At 71.4% G+C, this 26,802-nt stretch carries 23 protein-coding genes and 3 pseudogenes; 17 read left to right on the top strand and 9 right to left on the bottom strand.

Features of this window, described 5'->3' with window-relative positions; translation table 11 throughout:
* Positions 1-21: 21 nt before the first annotated feature.
* Positions 22-720, bottom strand: coding sequence for a response regulator (locus BOQ63_RS08200; protein WP_072656185.1), 699 nt, complete (start codon positions 718-720; stop codon positions 22-24).
* 132 nt (positions 721-852) lie between these two features.
* Positions 853-987: pseudogene (locus tag BOQ63_RS08195) on the bottom strand (universal stress protein); the annotation flags it as partial.
* Positions 988-1,336: 349 nt separating this feature from the next.
* Between BOQ63_RS08195 and BOQ63_RS08190 the strand changes: the two are divergent.
* From BOQ63_RS08190 to BOQ63_RS08160, 7 genes and pseudogenes are all read left to right on the top strand, one after another.
* Positions 1,337-2,857, top strand: coding sequence for an amino acid permease (locus BOQ63_RS08190; RefSeq protein WP_107488476.1), 1,521 nt, complete (start codon positions 1,337-1,339; stop codon positions 2,855-2,857).
* A 20-nt stretch (positions 2,858-2,877) separates the two neighbouring features.
* Positions 2,878-4,101 (top strand): arginine deiminase, encoded by a 1,224-nt coding sequence (locus tag BOQ63_RS08185; protein WP_030553001.1) that lies wholly within the window; start codon positions 2,878-2,880, stop codon positions 4,099-4,101.
* A 19-nt stretch (positions 4,102-4,120) separates the two neighbouring features.
* Complete coding sequence (gene argF / locus BOQ63_RS08180; RefSeq protein WP_030284633.1) at positions 4,121-5,125, top strand: ornithine carbamoyltransferase; 1,005 nt, start codon at positions 4,121-4,123, stop codon at positions 5,123-5,125.
* Positions 5,126-5,127: 2 nt separating this feature from the next.
* A complete protein-coding gene (locus BOQ63_RS08175; RefSeq protein WP_072653955.1) occupies positions 5,128-6,123 on the top strand; it encodes a carbamate kinase in 996 nt (331 codons plus the stop codon).
* Between the two features lie 24 nt (positions 6,124-6,147).
* Positions 6,148-6,921 carry a ribosome hibernation promotion factor gene (locus BOQ63_RS08170; protein WP_030284637.1) on the top strand — a complete coding sequence of 258 codons (774 nt, stop codon included), beginning with the start codon at positions 6,148-6,150 and terminating at the stop codon, positions 6,919-6,921.
* A gap of 153 nt (positions 6,922-7,074) precedes the next feature.
* Positions 7,075-7,407: an SDR family oxidoreductase gene (locus BOQ63_RS08165; RefSeq protein ID WP_072653954.1), complete on the top strand. Its 333-nt coding sequence runs from the start codon at positions 7,075-7,077 to the stop codon at positions 7,405-7,407.
* Positions 7,389-7,535, top strand: a pseudogene (locus BOQ63_RS08160) (SDR family oxidoreductase); the annotation flags it as partial. The gene BOQ63_RS08165 and the pseudogene BOQ63_RS08160, both read left to right, overlap by 19 nt.
* 115 nt (positions 7,536-7,650) lie before the next feature.
* Here the strand turns inward: BOQ63_RS08160 and BOQ63_RS08155 are convergent.
* Positions 7,651-7,821, bottom strand: coding sequence for an oleate hydratase (locus BOQ63_RS08155; protein ID WP_223885871.1), 171 nt, complete (start codon positions 7,819-7,821; stop codon positions 7,651-7,653).
* 311 nt (positions 7,822-8,132) lie between these two features.
* Here BOQ63_RS08155 and BOQ63_RS08150 point away from each other — a divergent pair, with 311 nt between their 5' ends.
* The 6 genes from BOQ63_RS08150 (at position 8,133) to pflA (ending at position 18,110) form a co-directional block, all read left to right on the top strand.
* Positions 8,133-10,517 carry a phosphoketolase family protein gene (locus tag BOQ63_RS08150; RefSeq protein WP_072653953.1) on the top strand — a complete coding sequence of 795 codons (2,385 nt, stop codon included), beginning with the start codon at positions 8,133-8,135 and terminating at the stop codon, positions 10,515-10,517.
* Positions 10,518-10,556: 39 nt separating this feature from the next.
* The gene (locus tag BOQ63_RS08145; RefSeq protein WP_051746900.1) at positions 10,557-11,075 is read left to right on the top strand and encodes a universal stress protein; all 519 of its coding nucleotides are present in this window, start codon (positions 10,557-10,559) and stop codon (positions 11,073-11,075) included.
* Positions 11,076-11,090: 15 nt separating this feature from the next.
* A complete protein-coding gene (locus BOQ63_RS08140; RefSeq protein WP_030284643.1) occupies positions 11,091-11,951 on the top strand; it encodes a universal stress protein in 861 nt (286 codons plus the stop codon).
* Positions 11,952-12,182: 231 nt separating this feature from the next.
* A complete protein-coding gene (adhE, locus tag BOQ63_RS08135) occupies positions 12,183-14,846 on the top strand; it encodes a bifunctional acetaldehyde-CoA/alcohol dehydrogenase (RefSeq protein WP_072653952.1) in 2,664 nt (887 codons plus the stop codon).
* Between the two features lie 98 nt (positions 14,847-14,944).
* Entirely contained in the window at positions 14,945-17,212 is a 2,268-nt protein-coding gene (gene pflB / locus BOQ63_RS08130) for a formate C-acetyltransferase (RefSeq protein WP_072653951.1), read from the top strand.
* Positions 17,213-17,297: 85 nt separating this feature from the next.
* Positions 17,298-18,110 carry a pyruvate formate-lyase-activating protein gene (pflA, locus tag BOQ63_RS08125; protein WP_072653950.1) on the top strand — a complete coding sequence of 271 codons (813 nt, stop codon included), beginning with the start codon at positions 17,298-17,300 and terminating at the stop codon, positions 18,108-18,110.
* A 284-nt stretch (positions 18,111-18,394) separates the two neighbouring features.
* Here pflA and BOQ63_RS08120 read toward each other — a convergent pair whose 3' ends face one another.
* On the bottom strand, positions 18,395-19,963 hold the full coding sequence (locus BOQ63_RS08120) for an oleate hydratase (protein ID WP_072653949.1): 1,569 nt from the start codon (positions 19,961-19,963) through the stop codon (positions 18,395-18,397).
* 227 nt (positions 19,964-20,190) lie between these two features.
* Between BOQ63_RS08120 and BOQ63_RS08115 the strand changes: the two genes are divergently transcribed.
* The 3 genes from BOQ63_RS08115 to BOQ63_RS08105 all read left to right on the top strand — a co-directional run bounded on the left by BOQ63_RS08115 (position 20,191) and on the right by BOQ63_RS08105 (position 21,830).
* Positions 20,191-20,328 (top strand): hypothetical protein, encoded by a 138-nt coding sequence (locus BOQ63_RS08115; protein WP_167395715.1) that lies wholly within the window; start codon positions 20,191-20,193, stop codon positions 20,326-20,328.
* 274 nt (positions 20,329-20,602) lie between these two features.
* The gene (locus BOQ63_RS08110; RefSeq protein WP_030284654.1) at positions 20,603-21,034 is read left to right on the top strand and encodes a universal stress protein; all 432 of its coding nucleotides are present in this window, start codon (positions 20,603-20,605) and stop codon (positions 21,032-21,034) included.
* Positions 21,035-21,158: 124 nt separating this feature from the next.
* On the top strand, positions 21,159-21,830 hold the full coding sequence (locus BOQ63_RS08105) for a CBS domain-containing protein (RefSeq protein ID WP_072653948.1): 672 nt from the start codon (positions 21,159-21,161) through the stop codon (positions 21,828-21,830).
* 245 nt (positions 21,831-22,075) lie between these two features.
* Here BOQ63_RS08105 and BOQ63_RS08100 read toward each other — a convergent pair whose 3' ends face one another.
* The 3 genes from BOQ63_RS08100 to BOQ63_RS08090 are packed head-to-tail and all read right to left on the bottom strand — an operon-like array spanning position 22,076 to position 23,198.
* On the bottom strand, positions 22,076-22,342 hold the full coding sequence (locus BOQ63_RS08100; protein ID WP_030284659.1) for a DUF4235 domain-containing protein: 267 nt from the start codon (positions 22,340-22,342) through the stop codon (positions 22,076-22,078).
* A 5-nt stretch (positions 22,343-22,347) separates the two neighbouring features.
* Positions 22,348-22,830 carry a DUF3618 domain-containing protein gene (locus tag BOQ63_RS08095; RefSeq protein WP_046386103.1) on the bottom strand — a complete coding sequence of 161 codons (483 nt, stop codon included), beginning with the start codon at positions 22,828-22,830 and terminating at the stop codon, positions 22,348-22,350.
* A complete protein-coding gene (locus tag BOQ63_RS08090; RefSeq protein WP_072656184.1) occupies positions 22,827-23,198 on the bottom strand; it encodes a phage holin family protein in 372 nt (123 codons plus the stop codon). Before BOQ63_RS08090 ends, BOQ63_RS08095 begins: the two co-directional genes overlap by 4 nt.
* A gap of 251 nt (positions 23,199-23,449) precedes the next feature.
* Here BOQ63_RS08090 and BOQ63_RS08085 point away from each other — a divergent pair.
* A pseudogene (locus BOQ63_RS08085) lies at positions 23,450-23,869 on the top strand (cation transporting ATPase C-terminal domain-containing protein); the annotation flags it as partial.
* A gap of 577 nt (positions 23,870-24,446) precedes the next feature.
* Here BOQ63_RS08085 and BOQ63_RS08080 read toward each other — a convergent pair.
* On the bottom strand, positions 24,447-24,770 hold the full coding sequence (locus tag BOQ63_RS08080; protein ID WP_143174674.1) for a hypothetical protein: 324 nt from the start codon (positions 24,768-24,770) through the stop codon (positions 24,447-24,449).
* Positions 24,771-24,952: 182 nt separating this feature from the next.
* A complete protein-coding gene (locus tag BOQ63_RS08075) occupies positions 24,953-25,630 on the bottom strand; it encodes a DedA family protein (RefSeq protein ID WP_046386102.1) in 678 nt (225 codons plus the stop codon).
* Between the last annotated feature and the right edge of the window lie 1,172 nt (positions 25,631-26,802).

The following is a 26,802-nucleotide window of genomic DNA, read 5'->3' as shown; positions in this document are numbered from 1 at the left end:
CCCAGGGGCATCCCCCCGGGCTCAGACGGCCGTGCGGGCTCCCGTCTGGTTGCGGCCCGACAGTACCTGGGTGGCGATGATGGCCGCCTGGACTCGGCGTTCCACGCCGAGTTTGGCGAGCAGGCGGGAGATATGGTTCTTGACGGTCTTCTCGGCGAGGTAGAGACGCTGGCCGATCTGCCGGTTGGTCAGGCCCTCGCCCACCAAGGCGAGGATTTCCCGCTCGCGGTCGGTGAGGTGCGGACCGTCGGACGGCTGCTGAGCGGCCTCGCCGCGCAGTCTGGCCATCAGCCGGGTGGCGGCGCCGGGGTCGAGCATGGACTGGCCGGAGGCCACCGTGCGGACCGCCGAGACGAGGTCGGTGCCGCTGATCTGCTTGAGGACGTAGCCGGCGGCGCCGGCCATGATCGAGTCGAGCAGCGCCTCCTCGTCGTCGAAGGACGTGAGGATCAGGCAGGCCAGCTCCGGCATCCGGGAACGCAGTTCACGGCAGACCGTCACGCCGTCGCCGTCGGGCAGCCGCATGTCCAGGACCGCGACGTCCGGCCTGAGCGCCGGAACGCGGGTGAGCGCCTGCGCCACGGTGGAGGCCTCGCCGACGACCGTGAAACCGGGCTCCGAGTCCAGCAGGTCGTGCACGCCTCGTCGGACGACCTCGTGGTCGTCCAGGAGGAACACCTTCACCGGGTCGCCTGCGGCCGCCGCCGTGTTGTCCGCCATCACCGCTCCGTGCTCGATGCCTGTCCCCAGTGGCAGGTCATGCAGTTCTCGTCGCAGTCTGCCGGATGCCGGGCGGAGTCGATAGGGCCGGAGGGCCCTAATCGTGAGGGCGGGCCTGAGGTCACCGGGGTTCGACCGGTCCACGTTCTCGTCGCTCAGCCAGGGCCAGACGTGGAGAAGGCACAGTGCCGATCCGAGCCTCTGAGCCTCCTGCGCCGCCCACGCGGCGGCGGCCTCGCTCTGCGGTGACCCGTCGAGACCCACCATGACCTGTCGTGTCGTCACGACCGCTCCTCACCTGTCGCTTTGGGCCGGGGCCAGGTGCCGACCGGCTGTGCACGAATCTCCCGTCGGGCCGAGCGGGAGCCAAGGGACTGACGGGACCCGGTGGTGGGCCGGTGGTCCCTGCGGGGCGCGGCGGGCAGTGCGTCGCGCGCCGGTGCGCGACGTGACTCCTCGGGACCATCGGGCGGGGGAGGCAGGGACCGCTGGGGCGGGGGAACGGGACTGTCGGCCCATGGGATGCGCTGCCCGCCGATCCGAAGATCTTTCTCGGCGGGTGGCGGCGAAGGCCAGGCCCATCCGCATGGTTCAGCACCTGGCAAAGGAGCCTCTGATGTCCGTACACGACCGCGGGAGACCACCGGTGAGCACGGCGGAGGACGGACCGCGACGGCGCAGCGGCACGTTCGGGTTGCCGGGTGCCACCGCGCTGGTGGTCGGCAGCATCATCGGTACCGGCGTGTTCGCGCTGCCGTCGGCGCTCGCGCCGTACGGGCCGATCGCGCTGGTGGCGTTCGTCCTGGTGACCGTCGGGGCGCTGACGCTCGCCGTGACCTTCGGGCGGCTGTCGGAGCGGGTGCCGGGCAGCGGCGGGCCCTACGTCTACGCCCGAGAGGCATTCGGCGAGTTCGCCGGGTTCCTGACCGCCTGGTCGTACTGGATCACGGCCTGGGCCGGGAACGCGGCCATCGCCGTGGCCTGGGTCGGCTACGTCGAGGTGTTCGTCAACAAGGACCACCACACCTGGGCCTCGATCGCGATAGCCCTGGTGGGTCTGTGGCTGCCCGCGATCGTCAACCTGACCGGCGTGCGCAGCATCGGCGCTTTCCAGGTGGTCACCACGGTGCTCAAGTTCCTGCCGCTGGCGTTCATGGCGACGGCCGGCCTGCTGTTCGTGAAGTCCGGAAACCTCGGGGCCTTCAACGCGAGCGGCGGCTCGGCGATGGGCGCCGTCTCGGCGGCCGGGGCGATCGCGCTGTTCAGCTACATCGGCCTGGAGACCGCCTCGGTGGCGGCCGGGCGGGTGCGCGAACCCAAGCGCAACGTGCCGCGGGCGACCATCTACGGCACCCTGGCCTGCGCGGCGATCTACCTGCTCGGCACCCTCGCCGTGTTCGGTACCGTGCCGCACGCGCAACTCGCTTCCTCCACGGCGCCGTTCACCGATGCGATGAACGGCATCGCGGGCGGACACTGGGCCGGGAACCTGGTCGCCGTCGCCGCGATCGTCTCCGGGCTCGGGGCACTGAACGGCTGGACGCTGATCTGTGCGGAGATGCCGATGGCCGCCGCCCGCGACGGACTGTTCCCGTCCGCGTTCGCCGGCACCCGCGGCCGAGGCGAGGTACCGGCCTTCGGCATCGTCTCGGCGACCGTCCTCGCGTCGGTGCTCACCGTGATCAGCTACACCCGGTTCACCAAGGTCTTCACCGAGATCGTGCTGCTGAGCGTGCTGACCGCCGTCATCCCCTACCTGGTCTCGGCGGCCGCGCAGCTGTACTGGCTGGCGCTGCACGGCAGGGAGCAGCTGGACCGGCGCCGCCTCACCCGCGACACGGCCGTCACCGTCCTCGCACTGGCCTTCTCGTACTGGTCGATCCAGGGCAGCGGCTACCAGACCGTCTACTACGGCCTCTTCACCATCCTGCTCGGCATCCCGGTCTACATCTGGCTGAAGCGACCGCACGCCCGACCCGCGACCGACGCGCTTACGGATACCGGCACCGACACCCGACCGACCGACATCCGTCCAGCCCGCCGCGACGCACCGCCCGCCAAGGCGGCCCGAACCGCCCGCCCGGTCGGCTTCGCCACCATCGTCCTGCGCGCGCTGACGCCGCGCCAGCAGCACTGAGAACAAGGGAGTACACCGAGATGTCCACCCTGCGTGTCGACTCGGAAGCCGGCCGCCTGCGGCAGGTGATCCTGCACCGCCCGGGCCTGGAGCTCGCCCGGCTGACCCCGCGCAACGTCGACGAGCTGCTCTTCGACGACATCCTGTGGGCCAAGCGCGCCCGCGAGGAGCACGGCGCCTTCGCCCAGGTCCTGCGCGACCACGGCGTGCGCGTCCACCACTACGCCGATCTCCTTGCCGAGACGCTCGACCTGCCGCCCGCCCGGGCCTGGCTGCTCGGCCAGGTGGTCACCGAGGCCACCGTCGGGCCCGCGCTCGTCGAGCCGGTCCGGGAGCTGTGCGAGCAGCTCGACGGCACCACCCTCGCCGAATACCTGATCGGCGGCGTACTCAAGGACGACCTGCCGCTGCGCAGCCCCCGCAGCCTGCACTGGAACACCCTCGGGGAGCAGGACTTCGCCCTCCCGCCGCTGCCCAACCACCTCTTCCCGCGGGACAACTCCTGCTGGATCGGCGGCCGTTACAGCCTGAACCCGATGGCGAAGCCGGCCCGTCGGCGGGAGACCCTGCACACCGCCGCGATCTACCGTTTCCACCCGCTGTTCGCCGAGACCGCGCCTCCGCTGCTCGACGGCACCACCACGCCGCCCGGGCTGAGCCTGGAGGGCGGGGACGTCCACGTCGTCGCACCGGGCGTCGTCATGGTCGGGATGGGCGAGCGCACCACCGCGCAGGCTGTCGAAACCCTCGCCCAGCAGCTGTTCCTGACCGGCACCGCGCACCGGCTGATCGCCGTCGGCCTGCCGGAGAGCCGGGCGTTCATGCACCTGGACACCGTCCTGACGATGATCGACCGGGACACCTTCACCGTCTACCCGGGCCTGGCCGACGGCCTGCGCTCCTGGACCCTCACCCCCGCCCCCGAGCTCCTGACCGGCTTCGACGTGCGGACCGACACCGACCTCGCCGCCTCTCTTGCGGAGGCCCTAGACCTGGACAAGGTCCGCTTCCTGTCCGCCGAGCAGGACGAGCGGGCCGCCGAGCGCGAGCAGTGGGACGACGGCAGCAACTTCCTCGCCCTCGCCCCCGGCGTCGTCGTCGGCTACGAGCGCAACACCGCCACCAACACCTACCTGCGCAAGCAGGGCGTCGAGATCGTCACCATCGCCGGCTCCGAGCTCGGCCGCGGCCGGGGCGGCCCGCGCTGCATGAGCTGCCCGATCCAGCGCGACCCCGTCAACTGACCACCGAGGAGCAACCGTCATGACCGCCGACCTCACCGGCCGCCACTACCTGCGCGAACTCGACTTCACCGCCGCCGAGATCCACCACCTTCTCGACCTCGCCGCCGAGCTGAAGGCGGCCCGGCGGGCGGGCACTGAGATCCCCCGGCTGACCGGCCGCCGGATCGCCCTGATCTTCGAGAAGAGCTCCACCCGGACCCGCTGCGCCTTCGAGGTCGCCGCGGCCGACCAGGGCGCCATGACCACCTACCTCGGCCCGGACGGCTCGCACATCGGCCACAAGGAGAGCATCGCCGACACCGCCCGCGTCCTCGGCCGGATGTACGACGCCATCGAGTACCGCGGCTTCGACCAGGACGCCGTCACCGAACTCGCGGCCCGTGCCGGTGTCCCCGTGTACAACGGCCTCACCGACCAGTGCCACCCCACCCAGAGCCTGTGCGACGTGTTCACGATGCGTGAGCACAGCGCAAAGCCGCTGGGGGAGATCTCCTTCTGCTACCTCGGCGACGCCCGCAACAACACCGCCAACTCCCTGATGGTCATGGGCAGTCTGCTCGGTATGGACGTGCGCATCGCGGCCCCGCGCGACCTGTGGCCCGATTCGGAGCTCGTCTCGGAGTGCCTCCGGCTCGGCCGGGACAGCGGCGCCCGGTTCACGCTCACCGACGAGGTCGAGGAGGCGGTGCGCGGAGCGGACTACCTCTACACCGACGTATGGGTGTCCATGGGCGAGGACCACGCCCGGTGGCCTGAGCGCATCGCCCGGTTGCTGCCGTACCAGGTCAATGCCAAGACGCTGGCGGCCACCGGGAATCCGGACACGGCCTTCCTGCACTGCCTGCCCGCCCTGCACGACCGCCGCACCGACCTGGGCGCGGAACTCGCCGCCGAGCACGGGCTCGACGGCCTCGAAGTCACCGACGAGGTCTTCGAGTCGCCGGCCTCGCTGGTCTTCGACCAGGCCGAGAACCGCATGCACACCATCAAGGCGATCCTGGTCGCCACCCTCCGAAGGGACTGATCATGCGCATCGTCGCCGCACTCGGAGGGAACGCCCTGCTCCAGCGGGGCGAACACCCCGACGCCGACATCCAGCAGCACCACGTCCACGATGCCGCCCGCTCGTTGGCCGAACTCGTCACCGCCGGACACGAGTTGGTGATCACCCACGGCAACGGCCCGCAGATCGGCCTGCTCGCCGAGGAGAGCGAGGCCGACCCGGCGCTCGCCGCGCCCTACCCGCTGGACGTCCTCGGCGCCCAGACCCAGGGCATGATCGCCACCCTGCTCGTCCGCGAGCTCCTGGGCCGACTGCCCGGGCACCCCGTCACTGCGCTGACCACCCACACCGAGGTGGACCCGCACGACCCCGCGTTCGGGTGGCCCGGGAAGTTCATCGGCGGGCAGCTCACCGAGCAGCAGGCCAGGACGATGGAGACCGAGCGCGGCTGGACCACGGCGCGCGACGGTGAACACCTCCGCCGGGTCGTCCCCTCGCCCCGCCCCACCGCGATCGTCGAACTCCCGTCCATCCGGGCCCTCCTGGCCACGGGCGCAGTGGTGATCGCCGCCGGGGGCGGTGGTGTCCCGGTCACGCGGGACCCGGACACCGGCCGCGTGCGCGGAGTCGAGGCCGTCGTCGACAAGGACCTGGCCTCGGCGCTTCTCGCCGAACAGCTCGACGCCGACGCGCTGCTGATACTCACCGACGTCACCCACGTATTCACCCGCTTCGGTTCCACCCGCCCCGGCCCCCTGGTCAGCGTCACACCCGACCGGCTGCGCGAACTGGACCTGCCGGAAGGGTCGATGCGGCCCAAGGCCGAGGCCGCCGCCGCCTTCGCGGAGCGGACCGGCCATCTCGCGGCCATCGGCCCCCTCGACAACGCCCTCGGCACGATCCTCGGCACCACAGGCACCACGGTCCGCGCACTGCCGGGGGCCGCGGGGGAGGGACCCAAGGCGTTGCCGGCGGGACCTTCGGACCTCGGCCCGGCCGATCAGCGCGCGGCAGTCTGAAAACCACCCGGAAAGGAAACTGCGATGACCCGTCTGCAGACCCGACCCGCCACCGAGGTCCTGGTGACGGCCCGTGGCGAAGTCTCTCTGGCCGCGCCCGAATACGCCCGGACCAAGCTGCTCGCGGTGCTCGAACGCCTCGACGAGCCGGTCCTCGCGGCCCGGGTGAAGCTCACCCAGGAGGCCAACCACGCGGTCGCCAAGCCGTCGATCGCCCAGGCCACGGTCGACCTCAACGGACGGCCCGTGCGCGCCCACGTCGCCGCCACCACCATGCAGGAGGCCGTCGACCTGCTCCAGGACCGCCTGAACGCCAGGATCGCCCGCCTCCGGACCCACCGCCACGCCCGCCACCACAACGAGGCACACGCGGCCGCCGGGCACGAACACCGGCCGCAGCGCCGCGCGCTGGGCACGGAGGAGCGCCGCATCGAGCGACACAAGACCTACAGCCTCGCGCGGCAGAGTGCGTGGGCGGCGGTATTCGAACTGGAGGCGATGGACTACGACTTCCACCTGTACACCGACACGGTGACGAACTGCGACAGCGTCGTCTACCGGGACGGGACGGCGGGGGAGTACCGGATCTCCTCGGCCGGTCCGGCGCCCGAGGCCGAAGCGGGTATCTCGGTGAGCACCGCCGGCGTCCCCGAGATCACCGTCGCCGAGGCGGTCGCGCGTCTCGACCTGGGCGGCCTGCCGTTCGTCTTCTTCACGGACGCCTCGACCGGTCGCGGCAACATCCTGTACCACCGGTACGACGGCCACTACGGACTGATCACTCCCGCGGACCAGTAGCGCGGGTGAAATCCAGGTCGGTTGTGGGAGCTTGACCCGGACCAGGACGAAGCGCCGGGAGCGGGTGGGGCCGCTCCCGGCGCTGCTGGCTGTTCGGCCCGGTTCGGCGTGAAACGGGCGTTCCGCCGCGGCTCCCCCGGGCAGGAGCGCACCATGGGCGTCCACCTCATCACCCGTGCCGGTTCGGGCATCGGAGCCACCGTGGCGGGGCTGCTCGCGGAGCACGGCGAGGAACCGTGGCTGCTGGCCAGGAACGAGGAACGGGCGGAGGCGCTGGGTACACGGTTCTTGAGGAGCCGAACCGTGGTGGCGGATCTCGCCGAGCCGTCGGTCCTGGTCACCGCACTGGAGAAGCAGGGGCTTCCGGACCGGCTGGACTTTTTGCGGCACGTCGCCGGGGTCCTGGAACCGGGACGGCGGCCGGATTCGACGCGGCGGCGTGGCAGGAGATACTGGCGGTCAACGGGGTGGCGCCAGGACGGCTGACCCGTCTGGTGCTGCCCGCGCTGCGCGGAGCCCGGGGGCACGTGGTGTTCCTGGACTTGGGGGCCGGGCCGCACGCGCCTCCCGGCCTGGGCGGTGACGCCGCCTCGAAGTTCGCGCTGAAGGCGCTGGCCGAGTCGCTGCGGGCGGAGGAGTACCGCAACGGCTTACGGGTCACCGCGGTCTACACCCGGGTGAGGTCGAGATGCCGGTGCAGGTCAGGCTCCACCGGACGCTGGGCCTGCCCTACGACCCGGACACCTCTATCACGGTGGGTTCCGTCCAGCCGCAGTGGTCGGCCTGCTGGACTTTCCTGCCGGGGAAGTCGCCGTCGCGGATCAGGAAGGCCGCGGCGGCCAGTGCCGCTATTCCGCCGCCGACCAGGTAGGCCTTCGTCTCGCGCCCACAGTCGATCATGATCCGTCCATTCGTCGTCGCGCCCGCCCGTCCGGAGTACTTGCACCGTTCGGCAGGTGCCGCCAGCCTGCGGCAGAAGCGGCACCTCCACGCAGGGCCGGCAGTCCCCTTTCCCGGGCCGTACGTCCCGGCGGCGGGTGGCGGGCCGGGGCCGTTCGAGTGAGGCCCGGACGAGCAGGGACCACCGGCCCGTTCTCCCTCGCGGAATGTGGCCCGTTCGGCCCTGCGGAAGCTCCGGCCGCGGGGCGACGATGAGTGCCGACCGCCCGTGGCGGTCGGTGAAGCCGGCAGACTCCGAGGAGACCACAGCCATGTCCGTCACCCCCAGTTCGGCTCCCGGTGGACCGTCCGACGAGGAGATCCGGGCGCTCGACACCCACTGGCGGGCCGCCAACTACCTCGCGGCGGGCCAGATCTACCTGATGGCGAACCCGCTGCTGCGCGAGCCGCTGCGCCCAGAGCACATCAAACCCCGGTTGCTGGGCCACTGGGGCACCTCGCCCGGCCTCAACCTTGTCCACACCCACCTCAACCGTGTGATCAGCGCACGGGACCTCGACGCCGTCTGCGTCTGGGGCCCCGGTCACGGCGGGCCCGCCGTCCTCGCGAACTCCTGGCTGGACGGCAGCTACACAGACACCTACCCGGACGTCACCCGCGACGAGGCCGGCATGGCCCGGCTGTTCCGCCGGTTCTCCTTCCCCGGCGGTGTGCCCAGCCACGTCGCCCCTGAGACACCGGGTTCGATCCACGAGGGCGGCGAACTCGGCTACGCGCTCTCGCACGCCTACGGCGCCGCCTTCGACAACCCCGGGTTGCTGGTCGCCTGCGTGATCGGCGACGGAGAGGCCGAGACCGGCCCACTGGCGGCCTCCTGGCACGGCAACAAGTTCCTCGACCCCGTCCACGACGGCGCCGTCCTGCCGATCCTGCACCTCAACGGCTACAAGATCGCCAACCCGACCGTGCTCGCCCGCCTGCCCGAAGGGGAGCTCGACGCCTTGCTGCGCGGCTACGGCCACGACCCGCTGTACGTCGGCGGCAATGACCCACTGGCGGTTCACCATGCCATGGCCGGGGCCATGGACACCGCCCTGGACCGGATCACCGCCATCCAGCAGGAAGCCCGCGCCGACGGCGGCACCCGCCGACCGCACTGGCCGCTCATCGTCCTGCGCACGCCCAAGGGCTGGACCGGCCCGGCCGAGGTGGACGGCCTGCCGGTGGAAGGCACCTGGCGCGCCCACCAGGTACCCCTCGACCAGGTCCGCGCCAACCCTTCGCACCTCCGGCAGCTGGAGGACTGGTTGCGCTCCTACCGGCCGGAGGAACTGTTCGACGACCACGGCCGCCCGGCGGCGCGGGTCCTCGACCGCGTCCCCGAAGGCACCCGCCGTCTCGGCGCGAACCCGCACGCCAACGGCGGCCTGTTGCTGCGCGACCTGCCCATGCCGCCGCTGGAGCGCTACGCCGTACCCGTCGACAAGCCCGGTGCGACGCTGCACGAGCCCACCCGGGTCCTGGGCGACCTGTTGGCCCGGGTGATGGCGGACACCGCCGAGCGCCGTGACTTCCGCCTGGTCGGCCCGGACGAGACCGCCTCCAACCGCCTCCAGGCCGTCTACACCGCCACCGGCAAGGCCTGGCAGGCCGACACCCTGCCCGTCGACGAACACCTCGCCCACGACGGCCGGGTGATGGAGATCCTCTCCGAACACACCTGCCAGGGCTGGCTGGAGGGCTACCTCCTCACCGGCCGACACGGCCTCTTCTCCTGCTACGAGGCCTTCGTCCACATCGTCGACTCCATGGTCAACCAGCACATCAAGTGGCTGCGCACCACCCGCGCGCTGCCCTGGCGCGCACCCATCGCCTCGCTCAACTACCTACTCACCTCGCACGTCTGGCGCCAGGACCACAACGGCTTCTCCCACCAGGACCCCGGCTTCGTCGACCACGTCCTCAACAAGAGCCCCGAAGCCGTGCGGGTCTACTTCCCACCGGACGCCAACACCCTGCTCGCCACCGCCGACCACGTACTGCGCAGCCGCGACTACGTGAACGTCGTGGTCGCCGGCAAGCAGCCCTGCTTCGACTGGCTCACCCTCGACCAGGCCCGCGCCCACTGCGCCCGGGGCGCCGGGATCTGGGAATGGGCCGGCACCGACGACAGCAGCCGGGAGCCCGACGTCGTCCTGGCCTGCGCCGGGGACGTGCCCACCCAGGAGGTCCTCGCGGCCGCCGATCTGCTCCGCCGGCACCTGCCCGACCTCCGCGTCCGGGTGGTCAACGTGGTCGACCTGGCCCGGCTGATGCCCGCGGAGGAACACCCGCACGGGATGCCCGACGCCGAGTTCGACGCCCTGTTCACCCACGACCGGCCGGTGATCTTCGCGTACCACGGCTACCCGTGGCTGATCCACCGCCTGGCCTACCGCCGTGCCGTCCACCCGCAGCTGCACGTGCGCGGCTACAAGGAGTCCGGCACCACCACCACGCCGTTCGACATGGTGGTCCGCAACGACGTGGACCGCTACCGCCTCGTCATGGACGTCATCGACCGCGTCCCCGGCCTCGCGGTGCGCGCCGCCGCCGTGCGCCAGGAGATGGCCGACCGGCGCACCCGCCACCACGACTGGATCCGCGAGCACGGCACCGACCTGCCCGAGGTCACCGACTGGACCTGGCAGGGCTGACCCGAAACCAGGGGGGCCGACCGTCAGGAGAACAGCACCATGGAGCTACCCGTCACCGTCGGAATCGACGGTTCCGAAGCCGGCCTGGCCGCCGCCGACTGGGCCGCCGCGAGGCGCGGCTGCCCGCTGCGCGTCCTGCACGCGCTGCCGCTGATGCCTCATCTGCTCCCCGGGAGGTTCGCAGGGCGGCGACCCGACCCGGGCGCCCTGTTGCACGAGGTCCGCCACATCCTGGCGGTGCGCTACCCGCAGCTGGAGACTCGCACCGACGAGGTCCACGACATCGCCACCGCGGCGCTGCTGGCCGCCGGGGAGGACGCCGAACTGCTCGTCGTCGCCGCCCGCGGAGCCGGCGGCTTCCCCGGCTTGCGTATCGGGTCCACTGCCCCGCACCTGGCCGCCCGGGCCGGCTGCCCGACCGTGGTGCTCCCCGCGGACCCGCCGGGCCCGGAACCGCGTGAGCAGGTCGTGGTCGGGCTGGACGCCCGCCGACCCGCCGAGGCGGCCCTGGAGTCAGAACGTCAGGTCGCGTGCAGTTGCGCCGCGACCGTCGAATGAGGGAGGAGCGTCATCATGTCGCACGCCATAGTGGTCGGAGTCGACGGATCGGAACCGAGCAAGGCCGCGGCCGAGTGGGCCGCTCGGCAGGCCCACCGCAGTGGCCGGCCGCTGTGGATGATCCACGCCGGGGCGGCAGAGGAGTTCACACCCACGGAGGCCGACGGCGGCGGTGAGTTCCTTCCGCAGCCGGTGCTCGCTGTGCGGGACCACATCACGCGCGTGCTGCCGGGCCTGGAGGTCACCTGTCGGCACGTCCCCGGCAATCCGGCCTACGCGCTGGTCGCCGCCAGCGGGCGGGACGGCCTGCTGGTCGTCGGCTCACGCGGATCGGGCGGGCTCACCGGCCTGCTGGTCGGCTCGATCGCGCTGCGCACGGCGGCGCGTGCCCACTGCCCCGTGGTTCTGGTGCGAGCCAGGGCGGACGGACCGGCGGCCGACTCCGGTGATGTGGTGGTCGGGCTGGACAGCGCCCTGCCCAGCGGCGAGGTACTCGCCTTCGCCTTCGAACAGGCCGCCGCGCGGGCCGCGACGCTTCGGGCGCTGGAGAGCCGCACGCTTCCCGCCGGGCCCTACCTGACGGAGGCGTCGGTGGGGCAGCCTGAGATCAGGGACTCCCTGGCGGCGGCGGAGCTGGTGCGTCTCCAGGACACACTCGCGCCCTGGCGTGAGAAGTTCCCCCAGGTACGCGTCGAGGCCGAGGTGACGGCCTGGCCGGCCGGTCGGGCGCTGGTGGAGGCGTCGCGGGGAGCCTCGTTGACGGTGGTGGGCCGCCGGACGTCCGGGCTGCACTCGGCCGCACCCTGGTTGGGCGGTGTAGCGCATACCGTCCTGCACCACGCACACAGCCCGGTCGCGGTCGTCCCGCACGACTGATCCGTCCGCACCGAGGTGGCCGTGGTACCGACGAACGGGTCGGCACCACGGCCACCGGCGTTCCGGCGCGCGGACCGGGACCGGTGGTCCGCGGGTGAGGGACCTTCGGCCTTCGGGTGTGCCCCATTGGCCGGGCCCCAGGCGGAGGGTGCCGAGGCAGGCTGACGGTGGAGGCGCGAGCGGGACCCGCGAGCGCGCAACTCCGATGACGAACCGAAAGGTGTTCCAGCCATGCCGCGTCGCCCGCAGACCGAGGAACAGACCTCTCCCGCCCCGGCACCACTCCCGGACAGGGCGGCAGGCCCCGACGACGCCGTCGGCACACTGGTCGCCAACGCGCTGACCTCCCTTCAGGAGTACGCCCCCTTCACCCAGGAACAGGTCGACCACATCGTCAAGAAGGCGTCGCTGGCCGCGCTGGAACGGCACACCGCGCTCGCGGTGCGGGCGGTGGAGGAGACCGGGCGCGGGGTGTTCGAGGACAAGGCGGTCAAGAACGTCTTCGCCTGCGAGAACGTCACCCACGTGATGGCCGGGACCAAGACGGTCGGGGTGGTGCACCGCGACGACATCGACGGAATCGTGGAGATCGCCGAGCCGGTCGGCGTAGTCGCGGGCATCACCCCGGTGACCAACCCGACCTCGACGACCATCTTCAAGTGCCTGCTGGCCCTCAAGACCCGCAACCCGATCGTCTTCGCCTTCCACCCCTCGGCCCAGCGCTGCTCCGCCGAGGCCGCCCGGATCGTGCGGGACGCGGCGGTTGTGGCGGGGGCCCCGGAGCACTGCATCCAGTGGATCGAGGAGCCGTCGATGGCGGCCACTGGCGCGTTGATGAACCACCCGGACGTGGCGACGATCCTGGCCACCGGCGGCAACGCGATGGTGCGCGCCGCGTACTCCTGCGGCAAGCCGGCCCTAGGAGTCGGTGCGGGCAACGTCCCTGCGTACGTGGAGCAGAGCGCGGACCTGAAGCAGGCGGTGAACGACATCGTGCTGTCGAAGTCCTTCGACAACGGCATGATCTGCGCCTCCGAACAGGCCGTCGTCCTGGACGCGGAGATCCGCGACGCCGCGCTCGCCGAGTTCCGCAAGCTCAAGGCGCACCACGCGAGCGCCGAGGAGAAGGCGCTGCTGGAGCGCTACCTGTTCGGGACCGGCGACGGCACCGGCTGCGCCGGCGGCCGGCTGAACTCGGCGGCGGTGGGCCGTTCGGCCGCGCAGGTGGCCGAGGCGGCGGGCTTCAAGGTGCCGGCCGACACCTCGGTGATCCTGGCCGACTGCGAGCGGGTCGGGCCGGCCGAGCCGCTGACCCGGGAGAAGCTCTGCCCGGTGCTCGCCGTCCTCACCGCCCGTTCGCGCCGGGAGGGCGTCGGACTGGCCACCGCGATGGTGGAGTTCGACGGCCTCGGGCACTCGGCGGCGGTGCACACCGAGGACGCCGCGTTCGTGGAGGAGTTCGGGCACGCGGTCAAGGCCTGCCGGATCATCTGGAACGCGCCCAGCTCGCAGGGCGGCATCGGCGACGTCTACAACGCCTTCACCCCCTCGCTGACCCTCGGCTGCGGCAGCTACGGGCACAACTCGGTGTCCGGGAACGTCTCGGCGCTGAACCTCGTCAACATCAAGCGGATCGGGCGGCGCAACACCAACATGCAGTGGTTCAAGGTCCCGCCGAAGATCTACTTCGAGCGCAACTCGGTCAAGTACCTGGCGAGCATGCCGAACGCCCACCGGATCGTCGTCGTCACCGACCGGACCATGGTGGAGATCGGCCACCTGGGGCGGATCCGGGGCGTGCTCGACCGCCGCCGCGAGCCGGTCGAGGTGCGGGTGGTGGACGACGTCGAGCCCAATCCGAGCATCGACACCGTGCGCAAGGGCGCCGCGCTGATGCGGGAGTTCGAGCCGGACACCATCGTCGCGCTCGGCGGCGGCTCGCCGATGGACGCGGCCAAGGTGATGTGGCTGATGTACGAGCACCCGGAGGTGGAGTTCGCGGACCTGAAGGAGAAGTTCTTCGACATCCGCAAGCGCGCCTTCACCTTCCCCGACCTCGGCGCGAAGGCGAAGCTCGTCTGCATCCCGACCACCTCGGGCACCGGCAGCGAGGTCACCCCCTTCGCGGTGATCACCGACACCGCCACCGGCCAGAAGTACCCGCTCGCCGACTACGCGCTCACCCCGAGCGTCGCCATCGTGGACCCGGCGCTCACCACCGGCCTGCCGAAGCACGTCACCGCGGACACCGGCTTCGACGCGCTCACCCACTGCATCGAGACCTACGTGTCCGTCTACGCCAACGACTTCACCGACGGCCTGGCGCTCCAGGGCATCCGGCTCATCTTCGAGAACCTGGAGCGGGCGGTGGTGAACGGCCCGGACGACCCGGTGGCCAGGGAGAAGATGCACAACGCCGGGACGATCGCCGGAATGGCCTTCGGCTCCGCCTTCCTGGGTGCGGTCCACGCCATGGCGCACACCCTCGGCGCCACCTTCCACATCGCCCACGGCCGCACCAACGCCCTGCTGCTGCCGCACGTGATCCGCTGGAACGGCTCCGCCCCGGCGAAGGTCACCGGCTGGCCCAAGTACCAGAGCTACGTGGCTCCGGAGCGCTACCAGGCCACCGCCCGGATGCTCGGCCTGCCGGCCGCGACCCCGGAGCAGGGCGTCGAGTCCCTCGCGGCGGCGGTCGAGGAACTGCGCGACAAGGTCGGTATCCCGCGCTCCTTCAAGGCGGCGGGCGTGGACGAGGCGGCCTTCCTCGCCGCCGTGCCCCAGCAGGCGATGAACGCCTACGAGGACCAGTGCGCTCCCGCCAACCCCCGGATGCCGATGCTCGCCGACCTGCAGCGCCTGATGCGCCAGGCCTACTACGGCGACCACGTCTGAAAGGGACCAATGGCCCAGGCCAGCGGGGACTTTCCGGACAAGGGCCGGGGCCGTCGACCAACCACCATCGTGACGAGGGAATCGAAGCGGGAGCAGAAATGACTGTCCAGCAGACGGACGCGACCACCCGGACGGCCTGGGACGGCTTCAAGGGCGGCCTGTGGTGCAACACGATCGACGTCCGTGATTTCATCCAGCACAACTACACCCCGTACGAGGGCGACGCCGCCTTCCTGGCCGGCCCGACCGAGCGCACCGCCGAGGTGTGGCGGCAGATCACCGACCGCTTCCCCGAGGAACGTGCCAAGGGCGTGTACGACGTCGCCTACGACGTCCCGGCCGGCATCACCGCGCACGCCCCCGGCTGGATCGACCGGGAGAAGGAGCTGATCGTCGGCCTGCAGACCGACGCCCCGCTCAAGCGCGCGATCATGCCCTACGGCGGCTGGCGGATGGTCGCGGGCGCACTGCGCACCTACGGCTACCCGGTCGACCCGCAGCTGGAGCAGGTCTTCACCCGTTACCGCAAGACCCACAACGACGGGGTCTTCGACGCCTACACCCCCGAGATCCTCGCCGCCCGCAAAGCCGGCGTCATCACCGGCCTGCCGGACGCCTACGGCCGTGGCCGGATCATCGGCGACTACCGCCGCGTCGCCCTCTACGGCGTGGACCGGCTGGTCGAGGCCAAGCGCGCCGAGAAGGCAGAACTGGACGCGCCGCCCACCGACCCCGCCCGACTGGAGGAGACGATCCGCGAACGCGAGGAACTCGCCGAGCAGGTCCGGGCACTGGGCGAACTCAAGGAGATGGCCGCCGGGTACGGTCACGACATCTCCGGCCCGGCGCGCACCGGCCGGGAGGCGATCCAATGGCTCTACTTCGCCTACCTGGCCGCGGTGAAGGAGCAGAACGGCGCGGCCATGTCGCTCGGCCGCACCTCCACCTTCCTCGACGTCTACCTCCAGCGCGACCTGGAAGCAGGCCTGCTGACCGAACGCCAGACGCAGGAACTGATCGACGACTTCATCATCAAGCTGCGGATCGTCCGCTTCCTGCGCACCCCCGAGTACGACGAGCTGTTCTCCGGGGACCCGACCTGGGTGACAGAGTCGATCGGCGGCATGGGCACCGACGGCCGCACCCTCGTCACCCGGACCTCCTTCCGCTACCTGCAGACCCTCTACAACCTGGGACCGGCCCCCGAGCCGAACATGACCGTCTTCTGGTCGCCACGACTCCCCTGGGGATTCAAGGAGTTCTGCGCGAAGGTGTCCATCGACACCTCCTCCGTCCAGTACGAGTCCGACGAGCTGATGCGCCCGCGCTTCGGCGACGACACCGCGATCGCCTGCTGCGTCTCCGCGATGGAGGTCGGCAAGCAGATGCAGTTCTTCGGCGCCCGGGTCAACCTCGCCAAGACCCTGCTCTACGCGATCAACGGAGGCCGCGACGAGAAGTCCGGCGCCCAGGTCGGCCCGGCCACCACACCGGTCGGCGGGGCCGTCCTCGACTACGACGAGGTGCTGGCCCGCTTCGACGAGCAGATGGAGTGGCTCGCCGAGACGTACGTCCACGCCCTCGACGTGATCCACTACATGCACGACAAGTACGCCTACGAGCGCCTCGAAATGGCCCTCCACGACCGAGCCGTGCGGCGCACCATGGCCTGCGGCATCGCCGGGCTCGCTGTGGCCGCCGACTCGCTGTCGGCCATCAAGTACGCGAGGGTCCGGCCCATGCGGGACGAGACCGGGCTGGTCACCGACTACCTGGTCGACGGGGAGTACCCGGCGTACGGCAACAACGACGACCGGGCGGACTCGATCGCCGTCCGACTGGTCGAGGACTTCATGGCGAAGGTGCGCAAGCACCCCACCTACCGGGGCGCCGAGCACACCCAGTCCGTCCTGACCATCACCTCCAACGTCGTCTACGGCAAGAAGACCGGCAACACCCCGGACGGACGGCGGGCCGGCGAGCCGTTCTCCCCCGGCGCCAACCCGATGAACGGGCGCGACGCCCACGGCTACCTGGCCAGCGCGCTGTCCGTCGCGAAGCTGCCGTACGAGCACGCCGAAGACGGCATCTCGCTCACCAACACCGTCACCCCGGACGCGCTCGGCCGCACCCCCGAGGAACGGGTGCGCAATCTGGTCGGCGTGCTGGACGGGTACACCACCTGCCGCGGCTTCCACATGAACGTCAACGTCCTGGACCGCAACACCCTGCTGGACGCCATGGACCACCCGGAGAAGTACCCGCAGCTCACCATCCGGGTCAGCGGCTACGCGGTCAACTTCGTCCGGCTCACCCACGAACAGCAACTCGACGTGATCGGCCGCACCTTCCACGACGCCCTGTAGCCCTCGCTGCAGGCCCACCCCCCGCACGCGGTGCCGGCGCATCCCCGACCAGGGCGCCGGCACCGCGCATGACCGGGAGATTCCCATGCCCGACCCCATCCTGTCCGTCCACCTGCCGAGTCGATCCGCGTCGGCCGCGACACCGGCCGCCGTCGTCACCAGGCGCCCGGCCGCCGGAATGTTCCACTCCTGGGACCTGTCCACCGGCGTCGACGGCCCCGGCACCCGCTTCGTCGCCTTCCTGGCCGGCTGCCCGCTGCGCTGCCTGTACTGCCACAACCCCGACACCTGGCACCTGCGGGACGGGCGACGCATCCGCGCGGACGAGATCGTCAGCGAGGCGGCCAAGTGCGTCGAGTTCATCCGCGCTTCGGGCGGCGGCGCCACCGTCAGCGGTGGTGAGCCGTTGCTCCAGCCGGTCTTCACCGGCGAGTTGCTGCACCGCTTCAAGCACGACCTCGGGCTACACACCGCGCTGGACACCTCCGGCTTCCTGGGCACCCGCGCCACCGACGCGCTGCTCGCCGACACCGACCTGGTCCTGATCGACATCAAGTCCTGGGACCGCGCCCTCTACCGGCACCTGACCGGGCAGCGGCTCGCCCCCACCCCGGACTTCGCCCGCCGCCTGGCCGACCTCGGCAAGGAGGTCTGGGTCCGCTTCGTCCTCGTCCCCGGACTGACGGACGCCGTCGAGAACGTCGAGGGGGTCGCCGCATTCGCCGCCTCGCTGGGCAACGTCACCCGGGTCGACGTCCTTCCGTTCCACAAGCTCGGCGTGGCGAAGTGGCGCGCGCTGGGCCTGGACTGCACGCTGGCGGACGCCCCGGTGCCCACCGGCGACCAGACGGCGCAGGCGCGTGCCGTGTTCGAGGCCCACGGCCTGCGCACCGTCTGACGGCCCTGATCGGACGCGGATGCGGACACCGACGCATCGCGAGAGAACGAGGCTCCCCGACGGGAAGCCTCGTTCTGGTGTGCTCCGGGGCCGAGGTGCCGTGACGGGCACGTGCCGCGGGCCGACGGGGCCTCCAGGCCGTGGCAGGCTCGGTGTCGGAAAGCAGGGGTGCTGCACCGGAAGCTGCATGAGCCGGCGCGTCCTTCCCGCCTGAGGGAAGGACGCGCCGGCTCATGCAGCGGGGAGGCGGGCGGTGCCCGCCTCCCCGGGGCGAGCCGGTCGGGCTACTTCCGGTGCATGGTGTGCAGCGCCTGGGCCAGGACGTGCGGGTCGTGGTGGCCCTTGTAGACGGCCGGGGGCTGCCGGTCGAGGTCGAGCAGTTTCGTGACGGCGGTCCAGGCGGTCCGCACGGAGTACTCGACGGTGAAGACGACGTCGTCGGGGACCTCGGCGTACTGGCCGATGAAGGCGAGGTTGGTGGAGCCCCTCGGGACCACCTGCGGCCGGTCGCCGTGGCTGCGCGTCAGGAACTGGCTGGTGATGTACGGCATCAGGCAGGGGACGACGGTCGAGGTCCCGGCGATCCGGTCGGCGATGTCGGGGTCCACGGCCAGGTGCTGGAGGACCTCGTGGAGGATCTCCGCGCCGCTGCACTCCCGCATCGGCTTCTTGACGAAGGTGCCGGGCTTGTCGGGGAAGAGGCCGTAGCCCCACCACACGGAGACGCCTTCGGGCTGCTGCTGGTAGACCGGCTGGCGGTTGACGACGACGGTGAGCAGCCACGGGGAGTCGGTGAGGGTGAGCAGGCCGCCGCGGCCGGTCGGGCGGCCGGTGAACTTCTCCATCCAGTCGAGGAAAGCGGGGTCCTTGGCGGTGACGGTGAAGGACTCCCAGGTGGATTCGTCCGGGTGGCGGTCGAAGACGGCGGGGTTGCCGAAGTCGTCGCGGCCGCGCGCGATCCGGTGCCACAGCAGGAAGGAGTCGGGGCTGAGGGAGGTGTTCGGGTTCGCCGGCGGGGCGGTGTGGGAGCCGAGGACGGAGTCGGCGGTCATCGATCCGTTGGTGACGAACACGAGGTCGTCCTCGGCGACTGGGAGGTCGGTGTGCTTGCCGGTGAAGTGGATGCGCTCGACGTTCGTGCCGGGCCCGTGCCGGAAGGCCAGGTCCGCGACCCGGCGGCCGGTGTGGAGGTGGACGCCCTGCTCCAGGAGCCAGGCGGTGAGCGGTCGGACGATCGAGTCGTACTGGTTGTAGCGGGTCCGGTAGATCCCGGACATCGTCTCGAACTCCGGGAAGAGGTGGACGAACCGCTTGAGGTAGCGCCGGAACTCGATGGCACTGTGCCAGGGTTCGAACGCGAAGGTGGTGCACCACATGTACCAGAAGTCGGTGGTGAAGAAGTCCTCGTCGAAGCAGTCCGTGATGCGCTTGCCGTCCAACAGCCGCTCGGGCGTGGCCAGGCACTTGACCAGTTCGAGCCGGTGGCGTTCGGAGAAGCCCATGGCGTGTCCGTCGCAGATCTCGCCACCCGCCCGCACCAGCCGCGCGGGGTCGTCCCAGGGGGACTCCTCGTGTGAGTCGAAGATGTCCTGGGTGGCCGACTTCGACGGGTCGTCCAGCGACGGGATCCCGGACAACAGGTCGTACGTGCAACGGAACTGCGCCTCGAACATCCGGCCGCCGCGCATCGTGTACCCCGTCTCGGGCGTGCCGCCCGCGTCGAGGCTGCCGCCGACCTCGTCCTGGCCCTCATAGAGGTGGATGTCGCCGCCGGCGAAACCCGCGTCCCGGATGAGGAACGCTGCTGCGGACAGGGCGGCTATGCCGCCGCCGACCAGGTGAGCCTTGGGCATCGGATGTCTCCTCAACTACTGCGGCGAATCGTCATCGGCTGGATGACCGGCGATCCCGGCGGTTGGTGCAGGGCGATCGAGTCCATCGATCGGGGGTGTGGCGACAGCCTGCTGCCGGGCCGGCTGGTGGGTCGTTGGGCCGTTGGTCACCGGTGGCGGAACGACGGTCCCGGTGGCATCCCGGGTGCGCGGGACCGGCGGACCGGGACTTTCGGGCCGTCGTGCCCGTGCCCGGGCCCGTGGTCATCGGCGTCGGTTGCTCCGCGGCCGGCCTCGGAGCCGTCACCTGGGCGGCGGACGAGGCCGCCCGCACCGGCCGGGCCCTGGCGCTGCGGCTGGTGTCGAGCACACGGAGTGCCTGCTGATCGTCGTGCCGAGGAAGGGGCGCTGAGGGCAGGACGCGGATCCCGGCGCAGGCCCCGGCCGCTCGTGCGGTCCAGGCGGGACCAGCAGCCCCGAGAGCGCACCGCATGGCATTGCCTTCGGCAAGGGAATCCGCATCCCTGTACCGGGCAACGGTCGGGCTGAAGGTCCCGCCCTTCGGGACCCGTTCGGTCCTTCGCAACATCCGCTGCGACGCCGATGGTTGAGACCAACAGAGAACACAGAAGGAGAAGGCCAGTGAGTGAGCAGGATGGAATGCGGCAGCAGCGGATCGTGGTCGGTGTCGACGGATCGCCGGCATCGGTCGACGCACTCCGCTGGGCCATCGGCCAGGCCGGCATGCAGGGCGCCGTGGTGGAGGCCCTGATCGCGTGGCAACACCCGGTGGCCACCGGGTGGACGGTGCCGATCGAGGCCTACGAGGACCTTCCGGGCATCGCACGGAAGATCCTCGACGACAGCGTCACGGAGGCGACCGACCGCGACGCTGCCGTCGAGATCAAGGCCCGGGTGCAGGAGGGCGGCGCCGCGGCGTGCCTGCTGGAGGCGGCCCACGGCGCAGAACTCCTGGTCGTCGGCAGCAGGGGACACGGAGGCTTCGCCGGAGCCCTGCTCGGCTCGGTCGGCCAGCACTGCGTCCAGCACGCGCCCTGCCCGGTCGTAGTGGTTCGCCACCGGAACGACTGACCCGGCCGGCGCACCGGCCCGCCGGCCCACACCCGCACACCCAGCCCGCCGCACACGCAGCGACCCGCACACCCAGCACCCAGACGCGCGGCCGTGCCGCCGATCGAACAGGAGCGAACCGACCATGCGACACCGGATCGTGGGAGAACTGATGACGTCGGCCGTCGTGCACGTACGGCCTGACACCGGGTTCAAAGAGATCGCCCGGCTGTTCGCCGAGCACGACATCACCGCCGTGCCTGTCCTCGACCAGGAAGACCGGCCGCTCGGCCTGGTCTCCGAGGCCGACCTGCTGCTCAACGAGGCCGCCCGGGAAGACCCCGCCGGACTGCTCCTCACCCCGGACCTACCGCCCCGCGAGCGCGCCCGCAGCCGGGCCACCACCGCCGTGGGCCTGATGACCGCCCCGGCCGTGTGCGCGCGCCCGGAGTGGACGGTCGTCGAAGCGGCCCGCCTGATGCAGAGCGAGCGCGTCAAGCGCCTGCCCGTCGTCGACGAGGCCGGCCGCCTGGTGGGCATCGTCAGCCGCAGCGACCTGCTCCGCGTGTTCCTCCGGCACGACACGGCGATCCGCGAGGAGATCCGGGCCGAGGTCCTGCGCCGCGTCCTCGGCATCGACCCGGATGCGCTCGACGTACAGGTCCACAACGGCCGTGTCACCCTCACCGGCACGCTCGACCACCATGGCCAGGCACCGGTGGTCGAGCGCCTGTGCCGAAGCGTGGACGGCGTCGTCGACCTCACCAGCCACCTCAGCCACCGCACGGAGGCCGCCGCCCTGCACCAGGTCGGCTGACCCACCGCCGCACCCACCCGCCGGAGTCCGGCCTGGGCCGCCGTCGACGACTTCGACGGCGGCCGACCGGTACCGTTCGCACCCGGAGGTGGATCTCCTTCCTGAGCCGCCCTCCGGACAGCATCGGTCGGTCGAGGACAGTGTGGTTCTTCAGCAGCTCGTGGCCGCCGTTAGTCGGCTACCCCGGCAGGCGGACATGGAGGCGGTGCGGTAAACCGTGCTCGGCTCCCGACTCCTAATCCGCGTCAGCCGGGCCAGGTTCCGGTCAAGCGACGCACAGCGGTGGCTCCGGCGCGGTCGACGGCCGCCTTGACCACGGCGAAGATCGCGCCCTGGAGCGTGGCTGCGAGCAGCACCTCGGGCCAGGAACGATCTTCGTCGGTGGCGTCCGGAGCGTCCTCGTCGTGACCGAGCACCTTCCACGCCTGCTTGAACAGCGCTCCCGCAGCCAGGCCACTGACGGCGCCGAGCGCGAGACCGACCGGCCTGTAGGCGATCTTCGATGCCTTCACCCGGCTCACCCCTTCCGGCGGCGGCAGGCCAGCCACACCAGGACGGCCACTCCTGCTGCCGCCACCAACACCGTGCGGTTGTCCCGCGCCAGCTGCGCCCCCCGCGCGGTCTTCTCCCGCACCGGCTCGGGCGCCTTCTCCTCCCACAGATGACCGACCTCGGCGGCCTTGGCCCGGGCCTGCCCGGCGGCCTGGGCGGCCTTGTCCCTGACCGGATCGGGCAGCCGGTCCTGCGCCTGGTGCGCCAGGTCGGCGACCGTTGCCTTCAGTTCCCCCGCCTTGAGTGCGGCCTGCTCCCTCAGCTCGCCGGCTTTCGCCGCAGCCTGCTCCTTGACCTCGGCGGCCTTCTCCTGGGCGCGCGCTTTGACATCGGTCTTCGCCGCGAGCGCCTGGACCGTCTCTCCGAGCTCTGCCCGGGTCCGCTCGGCCTGTTCGCGCAGTTCCTCGACGCTGGAGGCGATGGGTTCGTCGTGAGGCGGCTGGGTCATCGGTGTGCACTCTCCTTGATCTCGGCCACGTCGGCCTTCACGTTCTCGACGGTCTGCTTGGGCGTGGGCGGCCCGGCCTGGTCGACCTGCTTCTTTCCACTCACGGCCATCAGCGCGGCTATCACAGCCAGCGCCGCTGTGACGACCAGCCCAGCCGCCCATACCGGCAGCGCCACCGCCAGTGCGGCGATCACGGTGGCGACCAGCGCCTGGGCCATCAGGAAGCCGACCACGCCGGCGCCGCCGAACAGGCCGCCGCCCTTGCCGTAGAGTTTGCCCTTTTCCTTCATCTCCGCCTGCGCCAGGCGCAGTTCGCCTCGCACCAGCTCGGTGAGCTGCTGCGAGGCTTGCTGTACCAGCTCGGCCACCGGCTCCTGGCCCAGGTGGTCCGCGCTCGGGGCGGAGCTGGCATGGTGCGGCTGCGTGCGCGACACGGCACTCCCCTCCTGTCCCTGTGAATTCCTGGCGGCGGGACTTCCACGCCTGTGCCCGACCACCCGATGTGGGGGCGAGTACCCCGCGCAGGCGAGTTCAGGCAGGGCGTACGGCGGCTCTGCTTCTTTCGCCTGTCCTCCTGGCCCTCTCCGAACCTGCTAGAGCCAGTGACGCTGGCGGGCGCCCGGCCCGACGGCGGATCCCCCTGACCCGCCAGATCCGCCAACGGGGCGTGATCACCGGCCTCGGCGCGACCACCGCATGGCTCATCGGCTCCCTCACCCCCGGCAGCGCACGACGCACCGGCACCATGGCCCTGTGCGGAGTGGTCGGCGCCCCACTCCCCCAAACCCTCGCGGGCAGAGAACACAGCCCGTTGGTCTTGGCCACGACCCTAGGCTCTGCGGCCGTCCTCGTGGGTATCGTCCAGACTCCGCTGCTCAGTCACTTCTTCGGCTGCACCCCACTGGGACCGGTCGCCTGGACCGGCGTCGGCGCAGCCATCACCGTTGCCGCGGTGAGCCCCTGGGCCCTGGATACCGCCGAACGCCTCCTGCCCGATGCTCTGGCGAGGCTGCGCTCCGACCCCCGGACTGCCACTTGACCGCCCGCCGGGCAGGAGAACCGGCCGCGCCGACGGGTACGCGCTCACTGAGCTCGGTCGCGGGGCGGGCGACTTCGCGGGCGGTGGGGTCCGAATCGTCGCGCGCGGGTCGGTCAGTGCGGCGGCCGCGGCGAAGCGGCCGCACCCGTCGCCGAGACGGCTCTGCGACCGCGCCGCAAACGGGCGGCCATCCACCAGGCGAAGCGAAGCCCTCGGCGAGTACCGGCTCGGCGCCCGGATCACCGCTCACAGGGCAGACGCTAGCCGTCCAGTACCCAAACTGTGTGAAGAGGAGAGGATTCTGCGATGCCGTGGGGTCATGTTCGCCATCCTGCCCACGCGCCCGAGCGCCATCGCTCTGTCGGCTGGGTTGCTGGAAGCCTGCTGCGCTTCGTGCCCTGGGTGGGGCCGGTTCTCAGGGTGCGGCGCGCGCTCAGGCGCAGGCACTCCCACTGAACACGCCTGGACAGCAAGCGAGCAGCGCGAACGGCTGAGCAACAACGCTCCTGGTGCGGCAGCCGGCGTCCCTTCCCGTGCCGCCGGCCCAAGGTTGCCTTCCGGGAGGGGAAGTCCTGAGTCAGGGCCGGCTGTCAGTGTGGCCGCACACCCAGGCCAGCGCGTCGTGGACGCCCTGGCTGTAATCACGGGGCACGGTACGTTCCACCTGGTTCTCCAGGGCCACGTTCGCCGCGTCCACCTCCGCGGTCAACACGTCGTTCCCGGGCAGGCCCTCGGTCCGCACCCCGGTGACCGGAGCGCCGTCGCCGCGGCCCAACGCCCACAGGTAACCGGCCAGGGCCCCCCTGGACCACTGCGTCTGATGGTTGGGCGCCCCCGCGCCCGCCTCCAGTTCGGCACAGGCCCGCTCCACCTCGGCGGCCTTCCGCACTCCCACTGTCACCGCGGAATCCACGGGTTGGCTCTCAGTCATGGGGGGCGTATAACCGCTCGACCGCCCGCCCATGCCCGACCGGCACACAAAGCACCCCGGGGAGGCAAGGTGGCCGCGGTCGGCTGCACCGGCCAGTCCCGCAGCCGGTACTCAGGTCACGGTGGTGCCCACCGCGGGGGCGACTGCCGGCGTCAGCTGCCCACCCGGTGTTCAGGGCGCCGTGAGGTCGCGGGGTCGTCGTCCGCCCGCCGCCGACGTCGTCGCCACAGTGCGTGGACACCAAGTCCTAGGACGAGCAGCGCGGCGACGGGCAGGAGCAGGAGCTGGTAACGCACGGCCTGGTGATAGAGCGGGCCGATATCGGTCCCGGCGCCGTAGCCGAGCCCGGCCCACACTGCGGTCCACACGGCAGCGCCCACCGCGTTGGCGACGCAGAACCGGGTGTGGGGCAGGCGATTGGCGCCGGCGAGCAGACCGTTGGTCTGGCGCAGCACGTCGACGAACCGGGCGGCGAAGACGATCGGCAGGCCCCGACGACGGTAGAAGTCCTCCGCCCGCTCGTATCGCCGCGTGGTGAGGCCCACGTAGCGCCCGTAGCGCTCGATCAGCGCACTGCCCTGGTGGCGGCCCAGCACGTAGGCTCCCTCAGCGCCCGCGGTGGCGGCTGCCCAGGCGACCAGCGCGACGAGGACCACGTTCATCCGGCCGCTGCCCGCATACACCGCGGCCACAATCAGCACCGTCTGCCCGGGGACCGGCACGAGTACGTTGTCCAGGCCCACCAGCAGCGTCAGGGCGGCGTATCCTCCCCGGTCCAGCAACGGCTCGAGATGCGCCAGGGCCCCCGGCAGACCGGGACCGGCGCTCACCGCCGGCCCGCCGCTTCCACCCGCGGGCTCCCAGTCGCAGTCCGGCCGCCAGACAGACGCCACACGCACGTCCGCCCAGGCGGGTGCAGGGCCAGGAGCACCGCCAGCCCCACCGACACCAGCAGCACACTCATGGTCATGGTCACTGCGCAAGGCCCCCAGAGAATCGTTGCCCGACATCCTGCCTCAGCGCTTACCCGATCAGTCGGACACACGCCGCCGTCGACCAGGCGAGCGCGGTCAGAAGGCCGCCGGCCAACAGCATCTGTGGGTTCTGGCCAGAGGTCGTGCCGCCGCCCGATGCCCAGGTGAAGACCCACACCGCGTCGAAGCGACCGCCCAGCCCCGTGGTCGGCGAAGCCCGAGTGTGACCGGGCCGCGCTCCGGGGGCCGCAACCGACAACTCCGGGGCCGGCGCGCAGACCGCGGCGCATCTGTGCGATCCAGCACGCGACGGGCACCGGCGGCGACGGTGGCGCCCACCGAAGAACCCGATTCCCGGCTGGTTGCACGCGGCGCCTACCGAGCGCCGCCCGGCAGACACGGCGCTCGGCTCCGCCCATCCGCCCGCGCACCGGCACCCCGATTCCGTCTCAGCGCGAGGTCCGGGCGTGGCGCGGCCCGCGGACCTGGTCGGGCCGGACTATGGCGGCTCGCAATCGGCGACCGCGACGGGCGGACGAGGGAGCGGTCGCCATCAGGACCATCGCGAGCGCGATGGGGACCACCAGCAGGACCATGGATACGGGCATCATTCACGCCTCCAGGGATCATCGGCATTTGGCCTCGGTCCGCAACGCCTGCCCCGCATCACCGGGCTCATTCAGTTACTTGACCATCGTCCTACCGGCGGGGCACGGAGCCGGTACCGGCGGCGAGCAGCTTGTTGTCTGCGTGCGTTCGGGTGGGGCGGGTGGGCGCGAGCTTTGGCCCGACGGGCTGATCGGATGAGCAGGCCTCGGAGGGAATGGGTCCTCCTCCTCGTCGCGGACGTGCGCCGAGCACCTCGCTGTCGGCCCCAGGGCCCGGCCGGGCGGTGCTGTGGCCCAGCCGGGCCCTGGGGCCGTCTCCTGCCGTCCGGCCGTAGCGGAGCTTCTCGGCGACGGGTGACTGCTGGAACGCCCCGTTCGGTGCCGCCCCCACGGGCCGGGGACGCGGCTGTGCCATCCGCG

It is taken from the genome of Streptomyces viridifaciens (assembly GCF_001888885.2).
GTDB classification, from domain to species: Bacteria; Actinomycetota; Actinomycetes; order Streptomycetales; family Streptomycetaceae; genus Kitasatospora; species Kitasatospora aureofaciens.
This window is presented reverse-complemented; position numbering and strand designations above follow the sequence as displayed.